7 protein-coding genes are annotated in these 24,655 nt (G+C 38.5%); 1 reads left to right on the forward strand and 6 read right to left on the reverse strand.

What is annotated here, in order from left to right; all coding sequences use genetic code 11:
* The first annotated feature begins 181 nt into the window (after positions 1-181).
* Positions 182-1,387 (forward strand): diaminopimelate decarboxylase, encoded by a 1,206-nt coding sequence (gene lysA / locus GS03_RS12105; protein WP_136152803.1) that lies wholly within the window; start codon positions 182-184, stop codon positions 1,385-1,387.
* A 314-nt stretch (positions 1,388-1,701) separates the two neighbouring features.
* On the opposite strand, the gene GS03_RS12110 is transcribed toward lysA, so the two are convergent.
* The 6 genes from GS03_RS12110 to GS03_RS12135 all read right to left on the reverse strand — a co-directional run bounded on the left by GS03_RS12110 (position 1,702) and on the right by GS03_RS12135 (position 24,559).
* Positions 1,702-9,711, reverse strand: coding sequence for a T9SS type B sorting domain-containing protein (locus tag GS03_RS12110; RefSeq protein ID WP_136152804.1), 8,010 nt, complete (start codon positions 9,709-9,711; stop codon positions 1,702-1,704).
* A gap of 129 nt (positions 9,712-9,840) precedes the next feature.
* Positions 9,841-11,724, reverse strand: coding sequence for an OmpA family protein (locus tag GS03_RS12115; protein ID WP_136152805.1), 1,884 nt, complete (start codon positions 11,722-11,724; stop codon positions 9,841-9,843).
* A gap of 10 nt (positions 11,725-11,734) precedes the next feature.
* Positions 11,735-12,670, reverse strand: coding sequence for a PorP/SprF family type IX secretion system membrane protein (locus GS03_RS12120; protein WP_136152806.1), 936 nt, complete (start codon positions 12,668-12,670; stop codon positions 11,735-11,737).
* A gap of 44 nt (positions 12,671-12,714) precedes the next feature.
* Entirely contained in the window at positions 12,715-21,489 is an 8,775-nt protein-coding gene (locus GS03_RS12125) for a choice-of-anchor J domain-containing protein (protein ID WP_136152807.1), read from the reverse strand.
* A gap of 323 nt (positions 21,490-21,812) precedes the next feature.
* Positions 21,813-22,946 carry a tetratricopeptide repeat protein gene (locus tag GS03_RS12130; protein WP_168710306.1) on the reverse strand — a complete coding sequence of 378 codons (1,134 nt, stop codon included), beginning with the start codon at positions 22,944-22,946 and terminating at the stop codon, positions 21,813-21,815.
* A gap of 26 nt (positions 22,947-22,972) precedes the next feature.
* A complete protein-coding gene (locus GS03_RS12135; RefSeq protein ID WP_136152809.1) occupies positions 22,973-24,559 on the reverse strand; it encodes a helix-turn-helix domain-containing protein in 1,587 nt (528 codons plus the stop codon).
* Between the last annotated feature and the right edge of the window lie 96 nt (positions 24,560-24,655).

The following is a 24,655-nucleotide window of genomic DNA, read 5'->3' on the forward strand; positions in this document are numbered from 1 at the left end:
TCTTATTTTCAAAAACAACATTCAACCTTATAAAAATTAGAAACAATAAGTTTAGTCAGCGAATACAAAGGTTTTTCTTTTACTATTTAATTTCATTCCTGTTTTTAAAAAAGGATGAATTTCGATATTTAAACAATTGCAAATCCTTTTGAAGAAGTATAGCTTTGTTAAAAAATTAGATATGCAGCCAGCAGAATTACTTTCACTATCCAAAGAATTTGGAAACCCTCTCTATGTTTATGACGCTGATAAAATTGAGGTTCAGTACAACCGCTTAACTAATGCTTTCGCTAAAGTAGAAAAGCTTCGCATCAATTATGCGATGAAAGCCTTATCGAATATTTCCATACTAAAGCTGCTCAGGAATTTGGGTTCCGGATTGGATACCGTTTCTATACAAGAAGTGCAGCTCGGACTTCATGCAGGTTTTACTCCCGATAAAATCATTTTTACACCAAACGGCGTTTCTTTTGAAGAGATTGAGGAAGTTGCCAAATTGGGAGTTCAAATTAATATTGATAACCTTTCTGTTTTAGAACATTTTGGTGCCAAGTATCCTAAAACTCCGGTTTGCATTAGAATTAACCCACACGTGATGGCTGGTGGAAATGAGAATATTTCTGTTGGACATATTGACAGCAAATTCGGGATTTCTATTTATCAGATTCCGCATGTTTTAAGAATTGTTGAAAATACTAAGATGAACATCAACGGAATCCATATGCATACGGGTTCTGACATTTTGGATATCGAAGTATTTCTATACGCTTCTGAAATCCTGTTTGATACTGCAAAACAATTTAAAGATTTAGAATTCCTTGATTTTGGTTCAGGTTTTAAAGTGCCTTATAAAAAAGGTGATATCGAAACTAATATTGAAGAATTAGGAAAAAAACTAACCAAGCGTTTCCTTGCTTTTGAAAAAGAATATGGCCGCGAATTGACTTTAGCTTTTGAACCAGGAAAATTTCTGGTAAGTGAAGCAGGTTATTTTTTGGCGAAAGTAAATGTAATCAAACAAACAACATCTACCGTTTTTGCCGGAATTGATAGTGGATTTAACCATTTAATCCGACCTATGTTTTATGGATCACAACACAACATTGAAAACATTTCTAATCCAAAAGGAAAAGAGCGTTTTTATACTGTTGTGGGTTATATCTGCGAAACGGATACATTTGCCAACAACCGAAGAATTCCTGAAATTCACGAAGGCGACACACTTTGTTTCAGAAACGCCGGCGCCTACTGTTTCTCTATGGCATCCAACTATAATTCGCGCTTCAAACCTGCAGAAGTGTTATGGAAAGATGGAAAAGGTCATTTGATACGCGAGCGTGAAACTTTTGAGAACCTGCTACAAAATCAAATTATGATTGAACTGTAATTTACTCTTTTTGCCCTTAATTTATATTCGAGAAATCCTGTCTTGTTTGAAACGAGACGGGATTTTCTTTTTTAGGAGCAAGAACTTCTCCACATCACTACACTACTGTTCCTGCTATCCGTTGCAATCTTTTTTTTAATTACCACGGGTTTAAACCCGTGGAAAAAAAAAGGATTTCCACTGCACACGAGCGTAGCGACTGCCGAAGGAATCGGGGCTATAATCACGAATTGTTTTTCTATCACATAAAAAAAGCCCTGGCTAAACCAGGGCTTTTTAACTTATAATTTATAACTCATAATTCATAACTCAAACTATCGCTTCATAGCGAAGTGCGATTTAAATTGTTTCATTACGCCGCCTTCCACAAAATCAACCGTAAACCAGTAATCATCCGATGGTAACAGATGCCCGTTATAGGTTCCATTCCAACCTTGTCCTGTTGGACTGATTTGTTTGAGCAGTTTGCCATAACGGTCAAAAATGAAGATTTTTGCAGATTCATCCAATCCAACAACATTCCATGTATCATGGATTCCATCGCCATTCGGAGTAAAGTAATGAGGATAATCAATGATATAAACCTCGTTTATAATTAACTCCTCACAACTGTATGCTATGTCACCTTTGGCATCCCAAACATGGATGATGTGTGTGCCCATGCTGACACCTTCAAACACATTGCTATCCTGTCTCGGTCCGTCATCCAAACTGTACTGATAATCCGGTGCGCCATAACCTTCTACAGTCACAGTAATAATTTGTGACGAACTAAAGGCGCCCGTTACCGTGTATCCTACTGTTCCTGCCGCTATAACTGCCTGTCCTGATTGTACCACAGGGAAAGATGCCGATGTAGTCTGGCATGCCAGTGGACTGGCACTGGTAACCCTTACCGTATACTCTCTGGTGGCTCCTGCTACTGCCGGTGTGTCAACGGTATATGTTGGTCCCGTTGCTCCCGGTATTGGTGTCGTAGATGCATCTTCAAACCATTCATAAGTATAGTTGTTTGGATTCACAACACCACTGTTCAGCGTAAGTGGTCTTACCACCTGATTCGTAATAAAGTCAACACAGATAGTCGTTACATTATTTGCTGTATTTATAACCGGATTTGGATAACGCTCCACTTTAATATCTATTGTAGTGATAGCATAACATACCGGAGTAATCAGATTGCTGCTGTTCTCTACCTTAACCCAAATCGTATCGGTATCCGCATCGGTTTGATACGCCTGTGCCTGTGCCAAAGTCAAGGCATTGGTTCCTGCTACTGCATTGGCTAAGCTGGTGTAATAACTAACTATAAATATAGCAGCATCCTGTCCGTCTAATATATCCGCTGCATAACTCGTTAAATCAACAAGGCCAACCCCATCATACGGATTACCGTCATTATCACATTCGTTAAACTGCTGTGGACCTACAGCTCTGGCATACGCCTCTACTACAAGTGGCAGCACTCCTGTGTTAACACAACTTGTAGCATTGTTAACCACTCTGACGTAAATATCCTGAGCATTCGGAGTTACATTGGTATAACTGTTCGGTAGTGTCGGAGTCCCTGCTGTGGCTGCTGCCTGCGATGGGTGATAACTAATGGCATAATCTGCCGGTAATTGAGTAGGGCCTAATATCGCCTCAGCCAAATCAGGATTAGTCAAATCAAATACAGCGATGCCATCAGCATTATCATCACATGCTCTGTATGGTGCCAGTGGCTGAACAACAATCGGTAATGGATTTACCGTTAATGCTTGTTCTACTATTACATAACAGTTCTCACCTTGGTAGTCTACCCTGTTGTTCTCTACTCTAATCCAAACATTGTCGCCTACTAAAGCTGCTGTGGCCGGAATTAATTCGCTTACGTTGTCAACAGCATTGTCCCGCGTAGCAAAATAATGGAATGTAAGGTTCGGATCTCCATTTGCTATGTATGCTTCATTAACCGTTAAATCAAACACCTCCATCATATCGCCCGGATTGTTGTCATCACATTTCGGCGCCAGTGGTGTTGGGTTTCTATTTGGTGTTGGTATTGGCAACACTCTGATATCTAAAGTCGTAATACTTTTACATCCTGCTGCTGTTGTCACTACTACTCCAAGTGTCTGCACCGCCGGATGTGCCGGAACGTTTTGGTAAGCGGTTGGCGTAGTAATAACATTAGTGTTATTTTGGGCATCCGTCAGACTTGGATAATACGTTACCGTATACCCTGTACCCTGATTGATCTCAGTGTTTTTTATGGTTAAATCAAACACATGGAACTGATTGTTTGGAGTATCATCGGCATCACAAACACTCAGCGGGGCTGGTGTGGTAAGTAATAACGGGGTATCAATCTCTATTTGGAACGAACCAACGTTAAAACAACCGGTCGTTTTATGCTCTACCCTAACCCATATTGTTGTACCATCACTAACAATATAGCTGGTATCATTTATAATTGGTGAGTTGCCTTGTTCTGCTAATAATTGCGTGGTGTAATACTCCACGGTATAATCAGCAGCAGCTCCGGTTTGTTGGGCTAAAACAGCGGCTGTTGTCTGGGTTAAATCTACAGTTGTACTGGCACTTTGTGGACTACTGTCCTGATCACATACCGTTATTGGGTCCAGATTTACAGGAGCAATCGGACTTGGGTCAGCATTTAACTCTATTGGAAGAACGCTATAACAATGGGTCACATTATCCTCGGCTCTTACATAGAGGATTTGTACAAACGGATCGATACTAAAGTAAGGCACACTTGTATCTATATCGTTGTCACCCGAATTCGCATCGTCTATTGTCTCATGGAAAGTTATCGTATACGTGGTCATACCATTTAACAATCCCGGTAGTAAAGTCGTTAAATCAAAATTGGCAAAACCATCCTGATTCTCATCACAAACTGTGTAAGGTGCTGGTGGCGGAATTGGTGTTGGCAATGGCTCCACTCTGATATCCATCGTAGAGATAACATAACAGTCTGTGTCAGTATTCGTTATACGGATACCTAACGTCTGAACGTAAATTACAGCGTTAGTGTATTGTAAATTGGTAATGGCATTACTGTTTGATTGTGCCTCGCCTAAACTCGGATAAAAAGTAACAGCCATACCGGTTTGTCCCAATAATATAGCACTTACCTGTGAGGCTAAATCAAAGGTCTCAAAGCCCACTAAACCAGTCGTATCACAAAGTGAATACTGCGGATAGTTCGGCTGGGTAGCATTCGGTAACGGATTTACAATTAACTGCAAAGTCACAATATCATAACAACCCGTAGCTGTAGTTTCTACTCTGACATAAATCGTCTGGGTATTAATGGTGCCATTGGTATAACTCGTCGGATTGGTGATGTTACCTGTTCCCAATTCTGCTGCTGCCTGAGTGGTGTAAAAAGTTACCGTGTGGGTAAGTGGATTTATAGTACCCAGTATATCAGAAATGGTGCTCGTTAAATCAAAGGTCTCATAACCTGCTGCTCCGGTATAATCACATAGCTGATAATCATCAGGCTCGGTAGCAACCGGAGTCGGATCAACAATTAGCTGAAGATTTACATAATTAGCACAGCCTGTCAGCGTGTAAAATACGCGAACATAAATAGTTTGTGTATTTATGGTAATATTATAATATGGACTTGGCTTTGGATTAGCTCCGGTTTGTGAATCCGTTAAAGTTTCATGGAAGGTAACAGAAACTCCCGCTGGCAGCGGTGAGCCCGGAGGTGTGCCGGTTATCTCATTAATAGTACTGCTCAAATCAAACACACCAAAGCCGTCATTATTCGGATCACAGTAATGTAATGGCAATGGAGTGATTGCCGTCGGTCCCTGAGTCACTCTGAGCAGTTGCGTTGTCGTAGCATAACATCCTGTAGCTATGTTCTCTACACGAATGTAAACTGTTTCGTTGTCATTTCCAATGTAAGCTGACGGTGAACCGATTATTGTAGGCGAACCATTCTGTGCAGCTGCCAAAGTATTGTAATACGTAACAATCATACCCGTAACGCCATTGGTCACTGTGCCTTCGTTTACCGTTAGGTCAAACTCTGCCGTAGTTGACGAACCGATGCTGCACTCATTTAAGTCAGGTGCTACAGTTACTGCAGGCAATGGATTTACAATCAAATTAAAGGAACTTGTCGTATTACAGCCTGTAGCATTGTCTCTTATATTTATCCATATCTGCTGTGGATTGCTCGTGTTTGGATACAAATTAGGCAACGGACTGGTTTGAGTTTGTGCATCGGCTAAAGTCGCATAATAAGTTACCGTTACTCCGGTTTGTCCATTAGCGATTTCTGTAGTTTTTGTCCCCAAATTAAATACCTCAATTCCATCTCCCGGATTGTTATAATCACACAACTCATAATCCGTAATTACAGGATTTGGCAGCGGAATTGGGTTGACAATTAAGTGGAAGGATGTCGTTGAGTAACATGCAGCTGCTCCCGCAAAAGAAGCTCTGACATAGATTATCTGGTCGAATGGATTAAGATTACAGTATGAAGTTGGTGTCGTTATTGTAGTACCGCCAATATCAGCATCTGTTTGTGTTTCGTGATAGGTAATTACAACTGTTGGGTCTGAAGTTATCTCAGTATTTTTAGTTGTCAAATCAAATCCACAGTAAAAACCGGTATTGTCTAAACTATCATCACAAACTACATACGCAGTCGGAGTGTTGATAATTGGTGCTGTGTTTACAGTTACTACCGCAGAACCTGTCTGGGCTTGTGAGCAGGCCGGAGCAGCTGCATCCTGAACACTCACTAAAGCATAAGTGTAAGTTCCTTGTGGTGTCGTTGGAACATTCACCGAAACGCTGTTTCCGCTTGTAGTTGAAACCGGCGGTTGCACTACTGTATTAATTGAATACGTGAAAGTATAAGGTGCGGTACCGTTTGCACCGGTAAATATAATTTGCGGCGACGGATCATTCAAACATACCGTTGTAGTTCCGAAAATTGTCGCAGTTGGTAATGGGTTTATAGTTACAGTTGCAATGCTGCTAACATTAATACATGGTGCAGTTCCGGTTAAAGTATAGGTAAAGGTTGAAGTGGTAACTCCAAGAGCTGGCACAAATGTTCCTGCAGCGGCATTGAAAGTTCCTCCTGTTCCTGTGGTTCTTGTCCAAGTTCCTCCGGCTTGTTCACCTGTAATTAAAGTATACAAATTAATAAGGGCAGCATTATTTTCACAAATGGTTGTCCCTCCATCAGTTCCCGCTATAGGTTGTGGATTAATGGTAATGGTAGCCAAACTGCTGTCATTGATACACGGGGCTGTTCCGATTAAAGTATACGTAAAAGTCGAAGTGGTTGCACCAACTGCAGGGGTATATGTTCCGGCTACTCCATTAAAAGTCCCTCCGGTTCCCGAAGTTTGTGTCCAAACTCCACCTGTTTGTTCTCCGCTTATTAAACTGAATAAATCTACAGCTGTTGTACTGGTTTCGCAGACAACTGTGCCTCCGTCAACACCGGCATTAGGTTGTGGATTTATGGTAACAGTAGCTAAACTTGTATCATTAATACATGGTGCTGTTCCGTTTACTGTATAAGTAAAAGTTGAAGTAGTAGCTCCGGCCGCAGGGGTATATGTTCCGGCTACTGCATTGAAAGTTCCTCCGGTTCCCGAAGTTTGTGTCCAAACTCCACCAGCCTGCTCACCAGTAATTAAACTGAATAAATTGATGGCTGTAACACTCGTATCACAAACAATAGTTCCACCATCAACACCCGCTGTAGGTTGTGCATTTATAGTTATTGTAGCCACACTACTGTCAGTTGTACAAGGAGCCGTTCCTGTTACAGTATAAGTAAATGTTGAACTAGTGGCTCCAACTACAGGTGTATAAGTTCCGGCAGCAGCATTAAAAGTCCCTCCGGTACCTGTTGTTCTTACCCACGTTCCACCAGCTGCTTCGCCAGTAATCAAACTAAATAAGTCTACGGCAACGGTGCTGTTTTCACAAACAGCAGTACCTCCGTCAACACCAGCTGTAGGTTGTGGGCTTATGGTTACTGTTCCCGAAACTGGTAATGATGAACAACCAAGTCCTGTTATAGAAACCGCATCAATAAAATTACCAACGGTTAAATCACCTGAACCCGAACTAATAGAAACGAAACGGATAGTATAGTTAGTGACACCATCATTTGGAAATATATAAGAAATAGTATTAAACACCCATGCGGCTGGTGTAGCAGAAAAGCTGCCTAAACTGGTATAAGGTCCACCAACTGGTCCTATTTGAACTTGTAAAACATCTGTTCCGGAAAAACGTCCTCTGTGCGCAAATGATATTATTGCAGTAGTCCCTGGAACAACCGTAAGGTTTTGGTAAAGTGTTGAAACTTGATTTGCATTTAATTCAACGAATTGTGTTCCGGAATATGAAGGTGTCGATTGAAAACCACTAGACCAAACTTCAATTATACCATCTGTTGCAGTTGTACGCCAACATGGAAAACTTGCTTGATTAACAAAAGCCATACCTCCAGATGGAACTCCCACTGGACTATCAAAGCCTGCATTACAAAACGAATTGGTCTGACTAATAACAACCGTATAAGTACCAGATGTGGTTGTAGTAAATGAAGCTACATTTCCCGGATTTGGAAAACCAGCAGGTACTGTCCATGCATAATTATAAGTTCCTGCAAGAGTTGGTGTTGCTGTTACTGTAGCTATCCCACTTGAACAAATTGCTGAACTATTCACAGTTACACCTATAAGAGGATTAACAATAATAGTAATATTCACAGGCGAAGCACATTGTCCTGGATTCGGCGTAAAAGTATAGGTCGTTGTAGTTGTATTATCTAATGCTGGAGACCAAGTCCCTGTAATACTGTTATTTGATGTTGTCGGTAATGCTGCTAATGTTACTCCACTACAAATTGGTGCAATAGGATTAAATGTCGGTGTGGTAAATGTAAGTACAGTAACTGTTGCTGAACCTGTTTGAGACTGACTACAAACAGGAGTGCCCGAAGTAGCAACACTTACCAAATTATAAGTGCTATTCATAGTCAACAATGGTGTCGTTATTGTCGCAGTTCCTGAACCATCCAAAAGAATTGTCTGATTTGGACCGCTGCCAACGGTATAAGTCACTGTTGCATTTGGTGTACCACTGAAAGTAATTACAGCCGATGTTCCTGAGCAAATAGTTGTTGTTCCTGATATTGTTGCTGTAGGCAACTGCGTAACCGCTACTGAAACCGTTTGATTTAAAGGTTGAGTACACAACGTATTTCCTGAACCATCAACTATTCTGACATTAGTCAACGTATAGGAACTGGCAAGTGTAGGTGATGTTGTAATTGTAAAAATCCCCGCAGCATTTAAAACAGCGGATTGAACCGGGCCGCTATCAACTGTATAACTGATATTGGCATTTGGCGTTCCGGTAAAAGTAACCGTAACCGGACTTCCAGTACAAATAGAAGTGTTGGAAATACTTACCGAGGCATTTGGCACTAAATTCACTACCAAATTAAAACAAACAATAGAATAACAACCCGCTATATTATCGGTAACCCTAGCACAAATCGTTTGCGGATTGGAAGTATTAGAATAGATGTTCGGTAAAGCATTAACACCATCATTTGCATCAGCTGTTGAAGTGTGATAAGTAATGGTATTACCTGTTGTATCTGAGTTTATCGAACTACTGAGGGCGCTAAGATCAAAAATCCCAACGTTTGGTGTGTTGCTACAGGTTAACACATCGGGAATGGCATTAGCCGAAGGTGGTGAAGGAAAAGCTCCTGTTCCTAAAGTTGCAGTTCCTGTCCACTGAATTTGAAATCCACCATCACCGATAGGTCTGTCAATAGCAATATAATAAGTTTGCCCCGGAGTTACCGTTAACCATCTAACATAACCATTCCCATCTGAACCCGGACCTGTTTGTGTAAGCAAAGTCGAGCCATTCATTCCGGTAAGATTATTGCTTAATCCTGCTTCAAACGGATTTGTTGTGGCACAACGTAACGGACTGCCTAAAGCACCACAAACACGATTAGGCCCATAGACCCAAAAATCATAATCTACATTTATATCCGGATCATCGGGAATCAAATTAAAACCTAGTGTTCCTGCTTGAACAATATTTACTTCAAGCCAAATCGAATTATTCTCAAATCCACCACATGAATTGATTTCCTGAACAGTCCCCGAACCGGTAGCATTAGAGGAAAAAGCTCCGTTACCGCAGACTATCAGCGCAGTAGCACAATCATTTGGTTCTTGTGCAAAAGCTAAATTTGACAAAAATAACAGAAAAAATACTTTAAAAACATTCTTCATTTAACCATCATATTTATTATGCATAATAGCCAATCTCAATTTTAATCGAGATTAGCTATTACCTACAATCATCACTTAATTAACTTAAACTTTAAACCTAATTTTTATCTAACAATGATTGCATTTTTTTTACTTTTCAATACTTTTTTTCACAATCAAAAACTCTGAACGTCTGTTTTGTGCATCTTGTTCCTGAGTACAATTGGTTCCGCATTTAACTTTTTGTTGCGAACTTCCAAATCCTTGTCCAGAAATACGTGCTGCTGTAATTCCTTTAGAAATTAAATACTGAACTGTTGATTGTGCTCTTTTTTCAGATAAATTTAAGTTATATGCCGCTGAACCTTTAGAATCTGTATGTGATCTTACAAAGATAACCATTGTAGGATAATCGTTCATTACTTTAATCAATTTATCTAATTCAACTGCACCTTGAGCTGTGATATTGCTCTTATCATATTCAAAATAAACCGGATTCAAAATCACTTCGGTGTCAGTTATGATTACAGTTGTTGGAACCAAAGCAACATCAACTACCGTTTCACCGGCTTTAGCAGGTTTCACTGCTGATGTGGCATTTTCGAAATTTTGTGCCGATACTTTTAGTCCATAACCTACATTACATTCGATATCGTAGCTTACTTTTCCTTGCGCATTGGTTTGTTTGGTTTCGATAACATTTCCTTTTGCATCTGATATAGAAACAGAAGCATTCGCTAAAACAGCATTGGTTTTACTGTTTGTAACAACAATAGTTGCTTCAGCTTTACAAACCGGCGTTGCTGCATAAATGGCATCTGAACCATTTCTGTTTGAAGAGAAATAACCAACATTAGCATTCTTATTGAAACTAAATGAAAAATCATCTTTTTCGGTATTTACCGGTTTGCCCAAATTTTGAGGCTTTTCAGCAGCATTAAGATTAATTCTGAATACATCAAAACCTCCCAATCCCTGATGACTCGTTGAAGCAAAATACAATGTATTATCTTCTGTGATAAAAGGGAAATTCTCTCTGTCTGCCGTGTTGACATTCGGACCTAAATTTTGTGGTTTTCCATAAGTACTGCCATCTATAGCCACTTTCCAAATGTCTGATTCACCTAAACCTCCGGGCATGTTTGAAGCAAAATATAATGTTGCTCCATCTTTGCTCAAACTCGGATTGGTAACCGAATAACTCGTACTATTAAATGGCAAGGCCTCTATATTAGACCATTTTCCATCAACTTTAGTCGCTTTGTAAATTCCCTGTTGCCCAACTTTAATATTGCTCTTTTTACTCTTTTCATATTGTCCTTCGCTGTGACCGTCACGGGCAAAAAACATGGTGTTGCCATCTGCACTAATTGTCAGCGGACCATCGTGAAATGGCGTATTCAATTCTCTTACCGGAGATGGTTCAGAAAAACTTCCGTTGCTATCTCTGTTTGATTGGTAAATGTCCAGATAAGGCTGGTCTATCCATTTATCTGTTTTATTCGAACTGTTTCTGGTGCTCGCAAAATAAAATTTATTATCATTCGTCAATAACGCTCCAAAATCACTTTGTCCTTTGTTTTTGATATTGGTATCGGTAACATCAAATAACTTGGCATTATTAGTCAGACTTGGAATATAATTCGGATTTGCCAAATGTTCTTTAGCTCTTTCATCTTTAGGCATCATTTTAGCAAAAACATCCATTTGTTTATTGGCTTCCTGATAATTTCCTAAGATTTTCAATGTTTGCGCATAGCGATAATACGTTTCAGCAGCTACCTTTCCTTTCACAGCTTTGGCATACCATTTTGATGCATTTTGAGAATCAAAAACATTATAATAGCTTTCTGCCAATTGCGTATAAACATATTCATTGGCGCTTTTGTTTTCGGCTAATTTCAGATATTCCTCAATAGCAGCTACGTACTGATAGCTTTCAAAAAGTTTGTCTGCTTTAGCAGTAGCGCTATTTTGTCCGTATCCGACAGCAATAAGCAAGAACATGCTAATGGTGATATATATTTTTTTCATAGTTGTAGTTTTAGAAAAATCTTGGTGAAACAGATACTTTTTTAGACAAATTTAAATCAAATAATAACATAAACTCATGAGATGCCGGAGCAGTTCCTCTTATTTCTGAAGTGACATGATCATAGGCATATCCAATGCGGATTGATGGTGTTACTGCAAAGTTAACCATTGCTCCAAAAGAATCATCCAATCTGTATGTTGCTCCAATTTCATATTTTTCGAAAAGTAAGAAATTTGCTGAACAATCTAACGAAGTAGGTGCATTAAATGCTGACTTCAACATAAAAGAAGGTTTGAATTTTGTATTCGGAGATAAATCAAACACATAACCACTAGTCAAGAAATAGTGTTCTGTTTCGCTTCCAAATTTCAATTCCTGCCCACTTCGCGTTATATCAAGATGCTTACTTTTTATCATATTCGGAACCGATAAAGCAGCATAAAATTTATTGGTATAATAAAACAAACCGGTACCAATGTTTAATTTTATATTGTTCGAATTTTCGCTGAAGGCGTTATCGTTAGGTTGTTGTGTATAGCCATTCCCGATTTCACTAAACAAACCTACTTTTTGAAAAGTAGCGCCTGTTTTTAATCCGAAAGCCAATTTGCTTGCACTTCCTAGATTGATAGTATATGAGAAATCGCCGTAAATGTTGTTTTCCTCTACAGGACCAATTTTATCCGAAATAATAGAAAGACCCAATCCGACATTTTTACCAACCGGACTGTGTATTGCAAAAGTTCCGGTTGTTGGAGCTCCATATAAACCAACCCATTGTTGTCTGTAAAGCAATCCTCCTGATATGCTTTCTTTTGAACCTGCATATGCCGGATTCATAACATTCATATTATACATATATTGTGTATAATGTGGATCCTGCTGGGCGGATACTTTTATAGAAATGATTGAAAATAGTGCTAGTGCGATATATCCTTTTTTCATTAGGCTTGTCGTTTTATTTAGTAATTGACACATACTCAATTTAATTAATACTCTCTGTTAATATATACCCAACCTGTTTTGGTAGCTCCTTCTGTAGTATGGATGCTGTAGAAATAAGTTCCATCCGGCAATTCTTGTCCGCTATCAGATTGACCTTTCCATTGATTTGTATAGTTTCCTGAGAAAGAGTAAACTATCGTTCCATATCGGTTGAAAATCGTAATCTCTTTCACTCCATAATCCGACAAATCGAAAGTATCATTCACCTGATCGTTGTTTGGAGAAATTCCTCTTGGTATGAGTAAACAAGGATTATTTTCTATGGTAATGTTTTGACTTGTCGTACAACCATTTACACCAACCGAAACTCCAAAGGTTAACGGTAGGCTTAGTGATGGATTTTGGGACAAATACTCATCAATATTTAATGTTGCATTAGTTCCAATAGTACTGCTCCCTTGTGTCCATGTATAACTTGCAGTGCTTGCATCAAAGTTGGTATCTATCAGTTGAAGTGTCAAGCTACTATTCTGGCAGAAATCATCAATAGTGAAAGCCAAATCAGGAGTAATCGTAATGGTAAAATTAGTTGAACCACCAATATTACATGTTGCAGCATCAGCTGCAACGGCATACGTAATTACATAAGTTCCCGGATTACTTTGCGCAATATTAATTTCACCTGTTGCTGGGTTTATGATTAAACCTGCACCAGCACTAAATACACCTCCAGTAGTAAAGTTTGCCGAAAGTGTTGGCAAATCATTAGCAGCATCGGCACAATAACTTATATCATAACCAAATCCTGTAACCGGAGTAATACTTGCTACAATAGTAATGCTTGCTGTAAATACGCCACCATCTGTACAAGTTGACGAATTAGCTCCTAAAGTATAAGTGATTTGATGCGTTCCTACTGCAGCAGTTGATAAAGTAACTGCTCCTGTCGCCGAATTTACTGTCACTGTTGATGAACTAAATACACCACCTGTAGCAAAATTAGCTGTCAATATCGGAAGTGGATTTGAAGTAGCATTGCTACACGTCTGCGCATAACTGAAAGTCACATTTGGCGTTGTCAATTGATTTACAGTTATTACTGCTGAACCTGTTACTGTCTGACTACAAGCAGGACTTCCGGCAGAAGTTACACTTACCAAAGTATAGGTTGCACCTGCTGTTAATGCTGCAGTTGTAATTGAAGCTAATCCTACACCATCTAAAACGATTGTTTGAGGTGTTCCGCTATCTACAGTGTAGGTAACTGTTGCATTTGCTGTTCCGCTGAAAGAAATTGTTGCAGTTGAACCAGTACAAATTGTTGTAGTTCCTGAAATAGTTGCAGTTGGTAATGCATTCACCGTTACTACGGCAGAACCTGTCTGAGCTTGTGAACAAGAAGACAAACCTGCACTTGAAACACTTACTAAGTTATAAGTGAACACTCCGACAGTTGCTGTTGGTACACTGATTGAAACACTGTTCCCTGTAGTTGTTGTTATAGTTTGGTTAGCTCCACTATTGATAGTATAGGTGAACGTATATGGTGCAGCACCATTAGCACCTGTAAATGTAATTGTTGGATTAACAGCGCTTTGACAAACTGTAGTTGTTCCTGAAATTGTAGCGGTTGGCAATGCTCCCACAGTAATTACTGCGGAACCGGTAACTGCCTGACTACATAAAGTCACACCTGCTGAAACACTTACCAAAGTATAAGTAGAATTTATGGTCAATGCCGGAGTCGTAACAGTTGCATTACCTGTTGCATCCAATGTTATAGTTTGATTTGAACCACTATCGACAGTATAAGTCACTGTTGCATTTGGTGTACCTGTAAATGTAATCGTTGCAGTTGCTCCCGAACAAATTGAAGTTGTTCCTGAAATAGTTACGTTTGGCAATGCATTCACAGTTATTGTTGCTGAACCTGATAATGTCTGACTACAAGCTAATGTTCCGGTTGCAGTAATGCTTATCAATGTATAGGTGCTATTAACAGTTAATATCGGAGTAGTAATACTCGCTAATCCAGCACTATCTAATACAATTGTTTGATTGCTTCCACTATCTACAGTATAAGTAACAGTCGCATTTGCTGTTCCGGTAAAAGTAACTGAAGCTGTTGTCCCTTCACAAATTGCAGGAGTTGCTGAGATTGTAGCTGTCGGTAAAGTTTCTACTGTAACCAACACACTTCCTGTTAAAGGCTGACTACAAGTCGAAGTTCCTGCTGAAGTTGCACTTACTAAATCGTAAGTTGCATTAGCTGTCAAAGCTGATGTTGTTAGAGTTGCAATTCCGGTTCCGTCTAAAACAATGGTTTGAGGTGATCCACTATTTACAGTATAGGTAACTGTTGCGTTTGGAGTACCGTTAAAAGTAATGGTAGCTGTTGCACCTCCACAAATAGTTGTTGTTCCCGAAATAGTTGCAGTAGGAAGTGTAATTACCTGTACCACAATTTCAGTACGAGCTCCTTCACAGCCGCCTGAACCCACAACACTAACATAGTAGCTGGTTGTTCCTGCTGTTGCAGTTTGTGGTGTAGGAGCTGTAGTTGAACCTGTTCCACCTGTTGGCGTAGTATACCATATTAAACTATCACCAGGGTTTGGTGTTGTCGCAGTTAAAGCTGTTGCTGTTGTACCTTGGCAGTAAGTAACCGGAGTTGTTACTACTGGTACATCTGTTGTTCCTTGTTTAGTAATTGTTATTGATTTTTCACAATATTGGCTATTCCAATGAAAAGTATACGTTCCCGGTGTAGTAAATCCTGAAACATTTGTTAATCCGCTATTTGGATTTGCAATAGTTGTTGTTGCCGGATTACCAGCATCTGCAACCCATTGTCCTACTCCATTTGCATCAAAAGACATTGAAGTTGTTGTACAGTCTAATGTTGTATTGGCTGTATTTATTGTGATATCTACATTGGCCTTGAAATTAGCTGCATCTAAAATATGTCCGATAGCATTTCCAACTGTACGGAAAATAAACCGTGTTGTCGTTTGCCCACTCGGAATGTTATAACTGCCCTGAATCAAGTCCCAATTCGAACTATTCGCAAAATCTTCAGCAATTACCGTAAATGGTCCTGAAGGTGGTCCGGCAAATAATTGCAGCGTAGAACCTGTACCATTGGCTTGTCTCGTGGCACTGGCAAAGCTAAAATCCATTAGTGTAATTTGAGAAGTATCGAAATCTTTGTATAATCCTTTAATGTTAGGATCACTCGGATCCCATTCATCTGTTCCATCCTGAGTTAATTGAATACATTGACCACCTTCATACGGCGCAACACCGATATTGTTTCCTTCAAGGAAGAACATAGTTCCCCAATCGGTATTGGTTCTCCAACCCGGTATAACTCTTGAATTAAGAATAGTTGAGATTCCTGACACATACTGCATCGGCAGTTTCTCAAAACTATAATTAAAGGCGTCCATATCACACAAATCTTCCGGTGTGGTTACACAGATGTGGAATGTTTTATCAGTTATCATTGGATCATTTAAAGTCAATCTGATTTTATAAGTATTCCCAACTACTAATTCGCTTGTATACTTAGCCACAAATGAATTGTTGTTACTGCATCCCTTTTCAACAAGAGACCCATCACCTTGCACTTCATATAAAGACATCATAATTTGAGGCCAAGCGCCTACATAGCCTCCTGTATAATAAGTTCCCGGAGCAAAATCACTTAATTCAACTACATGAACTTTTGAAGTGGCTACAAAGTCGTACCAAATATCACCGCCGTTCACTCCCGGACAAGAAGTTGGAACAGTAGAAGCTGTTGCTGAAATAAAAGAAGCATCTGCTCCTGAAAGTTCACAGGTTGATCCGGTATTTACTTGTAAACGAACTGCATTTACCGGCTCATCATTTCTGATAAATACTTTTGGCCCAGACCAGTAACTTTTATCTGTAGGACCACAAACGGCACGAACTAAATATTCATAAGTACCGTCTGCTGCATTCATAAAGTCTGCTGCTACCGGAGTATAAGATGGTGTATTTACTATAGTTCCTGATTGCGGAATCGTCCCTTGTCCATAAGGTTGTACAAAAACTTCCCATTGGGTTTCTGAGCCGCCCGGTGTCCATGAAAAGACACCTTGTGGGCTTACGGCTAAATTGGTTGGTTGTGGACAAGTCACTACGCCACAACTCGCAACACTTGAAAATAGCGTTGTGTTTACTGTACCTAATCCCAAAGGACTAGTCCAAACAATATTGTTTGATTCATCTCTGATAACAATTTGTGCTTCTGAATATTGTGTGCCACTACCGAATCCATTCCAATATAAAGAAAATTGAACACCTGAACATAAGAATACCTGATAATCTATAACAGGCGGCTGACCGAATCCCGGGAATTCTAATGCCTGCATTACAGAACCGTTTTGCATAACGGTAACGTTATCGGTAACTGTTCCAGTATTTCCATTGGTAACTGACATGGTATACATACATACGTTTGCATAATCACATTTTGTCAAAATTTCAAATGGCCCAACCCATTCGCTTTGTGATGAACCGCTACAAACTGCTCTAACATAATATTGGTAGAGCGTAGATGGTGTTAATCCTGTAACCGTATACGGATGCGTGTTAGCAGTGTAAAGATAAGCTGGTAAAGTATCTCCTGTTGGTGCCGGAGTACCATAAGGCTGAACCGAGATTTCCCAAGATGTTTCTGTACCTACAGTTTCCCAATTAACACGGGCTGATACATCAAGAATATTAGAAGTTGAAACATTAATAACTTCAGGACAAGCCGGAATATCTTCTACAATTACGTTGTCAATAAAAGTATATTGACCTCTGTAATTCCATGGATTTGGTGGAAAAAACGGTGTATGGAAACCAATGTTGATGTTGGTGTCGGTTGTAATACCGGTCAAGTCTATAACTTTCTCCCTCGTAGTAGTACCAGTTATAATTTCATGAACAAATGTAATGTCTAAAGGACCTGCAAGAGTTGAATAAGCACCTTGTGATATTGTTACCGTCAATCCATTGATGGCAGTAACTGTTGCGCCAAATGGAATTTGCCAGGCAAGATCGGCTCTGTCTCCTATTCTAACGCCTGCAACAGAAGTTAAGGTTAAGGTATTAGAACCCTCAACTATTCCTGTAGCATCCGTAGGACGAACAACATTATTTTCATATAAAATAGTTGAAAACTGATTGGCAGCTAGGCCATTTGTAGAAAGCATCACTTTTAAATCCTCTTCGAAATCTCCGTTGCTGTATGTTTTATAGTAAAAACGCAATCTTTGTCCTGCATGTGCCGTAATTGTTGGTGTAATTAACCAATCATTGTTGGCACCGTTCGTTCCCGTAAATAAAGCAGCCATCTGATTACCAAACATCGGTTGTACTGTTTGATTCAGATTCCAAGTGTTACCATCTGCTGCGTTATTATAAATTGTCCAACAAGTTTCTGTTTGTGAATTACTGTCAAAAGTTTCAATAAACGGAGTTGGCAAAGGATTGCAAATACTTCTGAAAGGGAATGGCCCTACCCATTCGCTGCTTTCTGTAGCATTACAAACCGCTCTTACATAATATTCGTAAGCCGTGTTTTCTGTAAGCGTTGCATGGTAAGTTGGTGTTGTGTTTACAGTGATTCCTGAACCAGTCGGAATGCCTGACAATGGTGCCTGAACAACTACTTCCCATTGTGTTTCAGTATATCCCGGTGTCCAGGATAAATCGGCAGACGTTGGCGTTATGTTAGCCGCGGTTAAACTAGCTAAATTTGGATTCGGGCAAGCCGGTGCATCTTCAATTACAAAATCGTCGATTGTCACGATACCCGTTTGAGTTGGATTAGGCATATTAGAAGGAAGACGGAAGGCAATATAGGTAGTACCTGTCCCTGTAAATAATACCGAATCTTCTATAAAGCTGTCATTGGTAAAATCGTGCAACGGAATCAAAGTAGTATAAGTAGCAAAATTAGCTGTTGATGACATCAATACTTCAAAATTCCCTCTTGGGTATAGCGGGATAGGACCTGCTCCGGCTGTTACTCTATAATTAAAACGCAGTCTTTTAGGACCAACGGCATTAACAGGTACACTAATTAAATAATCATCATAAGAAACAAAAGGGTCGAAAAAGCTAATCGGTTGTGGTCGTATGTTTGCATCAGTTCCATTGATTATCCATTCGGCATTATCGTTATTAGCGTTGTTCGTTGTCCAACAAAATTTCTTAGTATTAGGGTCAACAGTATTAAAACTTTCATAATACGGAGTAGGCTGTTCAATACATACTGTATTAAAGTTGATAGGTCCTACCCAAATACTTTGCTCAGTGGCATTGCAATACGCTCTCATATAGAACTCATATCGCGTAGATGGTGTTAATCCTGTTACTGTATAAGGATTAGTGCTCACAATGTTCCATACAGCACCCGGAGCTGGCGTTGCTGTCGGAACTCCTGTTCCTAATGGTTGTGCTACGAGTTGCCATTGTGTATTTGCGTATCCGTTGGTCCAGGAAATTTCTGCCGAAGTTGATGTTATAGATCCTGGTGTAACTACAGGATATGCAGGCTCCGAACAAGCCGGTAAATCTTCTACATATACATCATCAATATATAACCAGTTTCCAGTTTGTAAAGCTCCTGGTGGCACTATCCAGGCAATATTAATATCACCCGTAATATTAGGAATAGGAACAATCATTTCAATAAAATTGTATGCCGTAGTGTAAGATGCTAAAGGAACTATCGTTGTAGTAAAATTAGTAGCACCCACTCCCGTTGTAGAAAGTTTCACTTCAAATGAGCCCGGTCCACCAGTTGGGTTATCAACAATAAGACCCCAGTTGCCATAAATATTATATTTGAATCTAAGTCTTTTTTGTGTCACTCCGTCTAAATGGAACTTTGGCGTCACCAGGATGTCATTATTTTGACCTTCTGTTGATGTTCTCAATTTTGCTACTGGCTCACTAAACGCATTTGGACCATAATGAAAAGCATTCAAATCGTTGTTCAAATTCAAAGAAGTCCAGCATGGTTCCGGAATTCCATTTGCAGTGTTAGCACCAGTAAACCCGGTGTAATAAGGCAATGGCTGAATGTCACATTGTGTAGTAAAAGCTCTCGGAGCCGACCAAGATCCCAGAGTTCCACAAATAGACCGTACATATAAATTATAGCTAAAACCTGGTGTAAGCCCTGATATTGGATTGTTTATATTTGTTGTAGTAGGTGTCCCTGCTTGAGCAGCTGTTGGTGCCGGAGATGTAGCCGGTAAAACCAAATACTCCCATGCACTAACTAAATTGGCAACATTGTCCCATGAAGCCACAGCCGTAGTTTGTTGCAAATTATCAATAATCATTGACGGTTGAGAAGGAGAAGGACAAGTTGAACCACTAACAGTAAAAGTAAAACACATTCCCGCTCCCGGATTGGTATGCTGATATGGTGATGAGATTACAAATAAATAGGTATGCCCTGCTTGCGCGTAAAAATTTGGAATTTGTACAGGTGCAGTACTTGTAGTTGCTAATGCACCTAGACAACCCGCTGATGTTCCGACACCGGCACATCCATCAAACATAAAAACACTTGAAAGGGAATTGTAACAATTAGCAGCACCACCAGAGGTACTACTGATAGCTTGGGTAATATTGATTAATCCTGAAGTCGTAGGAGTATAAGAAAGATACACATGATTTCCTGATAATAGATTCATGGTCTGACCTACCGGCTGACAACTCATTCCCTGACTATTCATCTCAACATAAGTGGTACCATCATAATACTGATCCAGATTATTACTTAAGGTATAAGGCGTTGTGGTAACATCCGGTGGAATGACTATTGGTGTTGCACATGTTAATCCAACCATTGAGGTTGTAAATTGAAACGGTCCAGCCCAAGTGCTGGATGTTGATCCATCACAATTTGTTATGATATAAACATCATAGGTAGTATTAGGCGTCAATGTTGATGGTGTAGTATACGTAGTTCCTGAAACCGGAATACCTGTTGCTCCGTGACCTGCCCCTGCAGCTACTACTTCAATTCCGAAATTTGTAGCTGTTGGATGTGTCCAGTTTATTGTTGCGCTATCTGATGCTACTGTCGAAGTAATACCAGTCACAGGAGGGCAACTTGAAATTACTCTGGCGTTATCTACAAACCAGCTATCTCCTGCAGTTGATGATACTCCGGTCTGATTTGTTACTGCTACGAAAGCAATATAAACAGGAATTCCTGCTGGTATAGAAGGAATTGAAACAATTTTTTCTTCATAAGTAGTTGCTGCAACATTAAGCTGTGCTTCTGTCCATGAGGCTAAAACCACGTTAAAACTACTAATATCCGGTTGATTTGCAGTTGAAATTCTAACCTGATATGTTGCGCCTCTGTTTGTAAAACTTCCTTGCTTTGTCCAAAAACGAATTTCACCATTGGAAGGAGTTAAAAATTGAGGCGTAATCAGGAAATATTCTGCTGTAACTCCGACAGTACTATTTAATGCCGGATTTACAAAAGCGCCTCCACTAGCTAAATAACCACCTGCCGGAGTTGGTGACCAGTTATTAGTTGGTGCAGTTGCCAAATTACTATTAACTGCCCAGGTTCCCGGAATGCCACTTTCAAAATATTCTGGCGGAAGCTGACCATAACTTAAATTAGTCATGATTAGGAAAAACAAAGCAAAAATTCGCTGAAGAACTATTTTGCTCATAGCCCCATTTTCATTAACATAGTTTTTTTGAAAAATACCATGATTAACTTTTGGAAATGTAGTCTCAAAAAAGGGATAATTTTTCTGCATTTTTAAATTATTTTAGTTGTTGGTGTTAATTTTAAGTTCTTTTTAAACTCTTATCCTTTTTTGAAAGATAAAAGGCTATTTTGAATCAAATAATACTGCTTTTTGAAGCAAAATTCATTGCTTTTTTTAAATTATGAAATCATTTGCGAATCGCTCGTAGCCCTTGATTTCAGTAATAAAGACAATAAACAGGTAATGCTTTTAATTTGCTTACACTAAGATACGCAAACAATAATTGAGGAAAAACCGTTCTACTTTATAATTTACTGAATTTATAAAGTATAAAAGGAAGATTTGAGGTAAAAATTGAAGAAATTAAAGACCTAAGCGTCTTTACTTTTTTGATTTTGGAGTAGGTAAATTTGACTTTTAATTGTCTCGATTTCCTTCCTTTTTCTTTTGATAATTACGTAGAAAAACAGAACAATCAAAATTAAAAGTAGTAGTAAAATTAATAATAGGTAGTAAAATTTAGTTGATAATTCCGCTTTCTTGGTTTTAAGTTCTGATTCTTTATCGCCAATAGATTCGCTTACAGAAATACGCTCTGTATTTTTAATTAACTTTTGAGTGGCTACAAATTTTAATTGGTAAACTTTAAATTTATCCAATTGATTTAAAGCCAGATAATTTTCGGCCAAGCCTCGATAAATTTCCTGATTTAATATTAAATCATCTACATCTGAAGAAAGATTCAAGGCTTTATTTAAAGCTACTACAGCTTCAGTATTCTTTCCTTCAAGTGTAAAAACTTTGGCAGAACCTTTCAAGGCAAAAGCTTCCAGACTTTTAGCATTTGCTTCTCTGGCAATTTCAGCTGCCTGCACAAAATTTTCTAAAGCCAATTTATTATTCTTCATCAACAGATAACAATTCCCTTTATTGTAAATGGCAATGCTCATCTTAGTAGCAGATTCCGATTTGTCCTTTACCTTCATTAACTCAGCAATACCACGGTCTATATAGGTTACAGCTATCGCACAGCTTAGCTTTTCCTTGTAAATAAAACCTCTGACAACATAATTTTTTCCCAACTCCATGTGAATGGAATCTTTATATGGATATTCTGCAATCAATTGTTCAGCCTGATCTAAATACTGTATCGATTTATCATAAACTTTCAGCTGATGGTATTGGATTCCTGTTTTATTAATGATGTTTATTTTAAGCAACTTATCATTGGAAAGAGGCAACAACTCCGATGATTTTATAAGATACTCGACTGATTTCTCGTAATCTCTTTTAGCAGAATAAGCATCCGATATTAATTTATAGCCCTTTATTTTATAATCAACATTGTCTCCGGATTGTTCAACAACCTTTCCTCCCACTTTAATTACATGATCGGGTTTACTATAAATTTCATTGGTGGCGACTTTAAGAATACTGTCCAGCTTTTTATAGTTTTGGGCATGTAAAGGAGCAGCTGTCAGCAAGCCAACAACTAATACACACATCCAAAATTTAATTTTGCTGATAGCCATTATTCTAAAAGATTATTTTCTTTTTCCTGATTTAATAATTCAATAAATTTCACAGGTGATATGCCCGTAATCGTTTTAAATACAGTCGCAAAACTACTGTGTGATGAAAAACCACAGTTTTCGGCCAGATAGCTGATTTTATAATTGATGAAATTAGGATCTGTTTTTAGTTTTTCGATAATATAATTAACCCGTAATTTGTTTATGTAAGTATTGAAATTGACATTATAATGGGTGTTTATAATTTCAGATAGGTATTTTGTATTGGAATCCAGTTGACCTGCTAAAACGGCAAGCGAAATATCTTTATTGATAAAACGTTTGGAGCTTTCAAAGCGTTTTAACTTGTTTAATATATGCTCTTCTGTTTCTTTTAAAATCACATGCTTCTTAGGCTCACTCTTTTCAAGTTTTTTATCTGTAATACTAAAACTAGTCATGAGATTGCTTCGGGTTATTTCAATATAATTGATGATTTCAACTAACCTTTTCTTGTTTGCCGCTATTTTTTGCCAAAAGAAAAAGCTTATCAGTATCACAATTAAAAAGAGCCCGGATACTATATAAATTATTTTGATGTATTTGGATTTTTCATCAGAATAACCATCCGCATATTCATCCGAGATAAGGTTAAAACTGGTATTTATGGCTTCCTGCTCCTGACCTTCTGCTTCGCTTTGCAATTCAAAAAACTTCGAATTTATCAGTTTGTAATTGGCCACATCATTCGTTGCTAAATAAATTTCACTTTGCAGCTGATTGACTTTTATTTGCGAGAAAAGATTGCCAATTCGCTCCACATAACTCATCGCTTCCTTTGACAATGTAATGGCTTCTCCGTATTCTTTTTTTAGAAAATGAACACTTGCCAAACCATTCAGAACATCAATTTTAGCATATACATTCTCTACATTTTGCTGATTAAGATTACTCATTGCAAGTTCAAATTGCTTTTGAGCCAATGCTAAATTTTTCTGTTTCAAATACAATTGGCCTAAGGCGATGTTGTAATTTAACGCTATATCCTTGAAATCTTTTGTGATTTTAGCAACTGTAGGTTCCTCCTTTTTTAGCTCCTCAATTTTTTCCTGAAGTTTGCTTTCATCTAACAAAAACTTTGATTTTTCAATTGCAATTGCAACTTCTAAATACAATTTTAGCTTGTCATCAGACACAACAGTGCTTTCAAGTTTCTCTAAAATTTTCTTAGACTGCTTGTCAAGTGTCAGGTTTCTTAAGAGTGCTATTTTTGAAATATCAATATTGATTTTTTGCTCTTCTGTTAAATAGTCTCTGTAATTCTTCTCTTCATAAAGAAAATTTAAAGCACTACTATAATCGCCTTTTACGATATAGGCTTTAGAAATTAAATAATTGATTCGCGATTTATTACTGTCTGAAGTATTGGTTTTACTCAAAAGATATTGTGCAATTTTGAGTGCCTGATCAGGATTAGAATAAATTAAATTCTCAATATCATCTGCTAAATAATACTTATTTGAGGTTTGCGCATTAATTGTACTATGGATGACTCCAAATAAAAATAGGATATGAAAATATCTGTTAATAGGGGTTAGATATTTCATGCTTTTTAATTAACGCTGAATGTATGTTTTATAAAGGTTCAGCAAATATATATAATAATAGAAGATTTTTAAAGTGTTATAACAACAAAAAGCCCT

The organism is Flavobacterium sangjuense, from assembly GCF_004797125.1.
GTDB classification, from domain to species: domain Bacteria; phylum Bacteroidota; class Bacteroidia; order Flavobacteriales; family Flavobacteriaceae; genus Flavobacterium; species Flavobacterium sangjuense.